Annotated in this window: 2 protein-coding genes and 2 pseudogenes; all 4 read left to right on the forward strand. The window is 71.9% G+C overall.

Annotated elements, in window-relative coordinates:
• Positions 1-115 (forward strand): annotated as a pseudogene (locus B7767_RS48100) (GNAT family N-acetyltransferase); the annotation flags it as partial.
• Positions 116-215: 100 nt separating this feature from the next.
• Positions 216-1,673: a penicillin-binding protein 2 gene (locus B7767_RS18440; RefSeq protein ID WP_085573151.1), complete on the forward strand. Its 1,458-nt coding sequence runs from the start codon at positions 216-218 to the stop codon at positions 1,671-1,673.
• Positions 1,674-1,919: 246 nt separating this feature from the next.
• Positions 1,920-2,525, forward strand: coding sequence for a SigE family RNA polymerase sigma factor (locus tag B7767_RS18445; RefSeq protein WP_085573152.1), 606 nt, complete (start codon positions 1,920-1,922; stop codon positions 2,523-2,525).
• A pseudogene (locus tag B7767_RS18450) lies at positions 2,522-2,704 on the forward strand (hypothetical protein); the annotation flags it as partial. The gene B7767_RS18445 and the pseudogene B7767_RS18450, both read left to right, overlap by 4 nt.

Below are 2,704 nucleotides of genomic sequence, written 5' to 3' on the forward strand. Positions count from 1 at the left end.
GGCGTCGCGACGGGTGCTGGAGCGGTGCGGCTTCGAGGTCTCCGCGCGGGCCACGGCGTACGCGCCCGCGCGGGGTGCGGAGATCGACGAACTCGTGCTCACGCTGGACCACTGACCGCTGACCGCCCGGCCGGTACTGCCGCTCGATGAACATCCGATGAGAAACAGGGCGGAAGGGAACGATCCGGCCCTTCCCGTCCGTCTGTCCGAACGGAATGAACAAGACGATCAGGCGTGCCTCCGCCCTCACCCTGCTCCTGGTGCTCGCCCTGCTGATCAGGGCGACCTGGGTGCAGTTCTACGAGGGCCGGGCACTCGCGGACGACAGTGACAACCGGCGCAACGCGATCGAGACGTACGCGGAGCCGCTCGGGAACATCATCGTGGCCGGTGAGTCGGTCACCGGCTCGGCGCGGACGAAGGGAGGCGACCTCGCGTACAAGCGCACGTACGAGAACGGCCCGCTGTACGCGGCGGTGACGGGCTACGCCTCGCAGGCCTACGCGCCGACCCAGCTCGAGGGCATCTACCAGGACCTGCTCAACGGCACGGATCCCCGGTTGAAGACGGTGATGGACACCGTCACCGACCGGCGCGCCGAGCCGGGCGACGTGGTGACGACCATCGACCCGGCGGTGCAGAAGGCGGCGTACGAGGCGCTCGGCGACAAGAAGGGCGCGGCGGTCGCGATCGACCCGGGGACCGGCCGGATCCTCGCCGCGGTGTCGACCCCGTCGTACGACCCGGCGTCGCTGACCGACGCCAACACCGCGGGCGAGGCGTGGAAGGAGCTCACCGCGGATCCGGACAAGCCGCTCACCAACCGGGCGCTGCGCCGGCCGCTGCCGCCGGGCTCGACGTTCAAGCTGGTCGTCGCGGCGGCGGCGCTGGAGGACGGGCTGTACGGGTCGGTGGACGAGAAGACCGACAGCCCCGACCCGTACACGCTGCCGGGCACGGTCACGGACCTCACCAACGAGAACCCGGACGCGCCCTGTGAGGACGCCTCGCTCCGGGTCGCGCTGCAGTACTCCTGCAACAACGTCTTCGCGAAGACGGCCGTCACCCTGGGCCAGGACAAGGTGCGGGCGATGGCCGAGAAGTTCGGCTTCAACGACGAGACGCAGGACGTGCCGGTGCGCGCCTACACCAGCGTGTACCCCTCGGACATGGTGCCGTCGCAGACCGCGCTCACCGGGATCGGCCAGTTCGACGTGACCGCGACACCGCTGCAGATGGCGATGGTGTCGGCGGCGATAGCCAACGGCGGGGAGCTGGTGTCGCCGCACATGGTCAGCCGTGTCACCGACAGCGGCGGCGACGTGCTGGAGGAGTACGAGGACGGGGCCGGGGCGGAGCGGATCGTCAGCGCCTCGACCGCCGAGCAGCTCCAGTCGGCGATGGAGACGGTCGTCGAGGAGGGCACGGGGTCGAACGCGCGGATGTCCGGCGCCACCGTGGGCGGCAAGACGGGCACCGCGCAGCACGGCGAGAACAACAGCGAGACCCCGTACGCCTGGTTCACCTCGTACGCCAAGTCGGACTCCTCGGACCAGGAGGTCGCCGTGGCGGTCGTGGTGGAGCAGTCCGACGCGGCCCGCTCGGAGGTCAGCGGCAACGGCCTGGCGGCCCCGGTCGCCGAGGCGGCGATGGAAGCGGCCCTGCGGGACTGAGATCCCACCGGCCGACGGGTCACCCGTGCCGCGGGCCGCCCCCTTCCCCCGGGGTGCGGCCCGTGGTACGGATTCGGGTACCGACCGGCCAGACATCGTTCGACCCTCCGCACGAGCCCGTGAATGATCACTGCTACGCTCCGGAACTCACGCCGGTCACTCCGGATTTTCACGTGTCATCTACATGACACACACCGTCACCGGTGCCCGTCGGGCGCCCGACGCCGCTGTGAGGGGAGAGCGCCCGTGGGCACCGTCGTCGACGACGCCGCCTCCGTGGAGTTCCACGCGTTCTTCGAGCGCCACTACGCCGAACTGTCCCGGCTGGCCCATCTGCTGACGGGTGAGGCGGACACCGCCGACGATCTGGCGGCGGACGCGCTGCTGGCGATGTGGCACCGCTGGGACCGGGTGCGCGCCGCCGACCATCCGGCGGCGTACGCCCGGGGCGTGGTGGCCAATCTGGCCCGGACCCGGATCCGCAGCGCGGTGCGCGAGCGGCGGCGGATCGCGCTGTTCTGGTCGCCGCGCGAGGAACGGATCGAGAACCCCGACGTGCCGGGGGTGGTGGACGTGCAGGAGGCGCTGCGCCGGCTGCCGTTCCGCAAGCGGGCGTGCGTGGTGCTGCGACACGCCTTCGACCTGTCGGAGAAGGACACCGCGCTGGCGCTGGGCATCTCGGTGGGTACGGTGAAGAGCCAGACCTCGAAGGGGATGACCGAACTGCAGCGGCTGCTGGGCACGCGGGAGGTACCGCGCCAGGTGCACGCGGCGGTGGCGGCCACCGCGGGCGGGAAGACGGCCGGGAGCGTGCGGAAACGTCCCGGCGGGGCCACGGGAAGGAACCGATGACGATGCGGCGGGACGTGCACGAGGAACTGCGCGCCCGGCTGCACGAGGCGGCCGGGGCGCACGAGCCCGACCGGGAGCGGATGCTGGCCCGGGTGGAGCGCGGCATGGCCGGACCGGCCCGCCCGGAGCACCGGGCCACGCGTCCGCCGCTGTTCGGCTGGGTCCGGGTGGCGGGCGCG

Origin of the sequence: Streptomyces sp. 13-12-16 (genome assembly GCF_002114215.1) — a bacterium.
GTDB lineage: Bacteria > Actinomycetota > Actinomycetes > Streptomycetales > Streptomycetaceae > Streptomyces.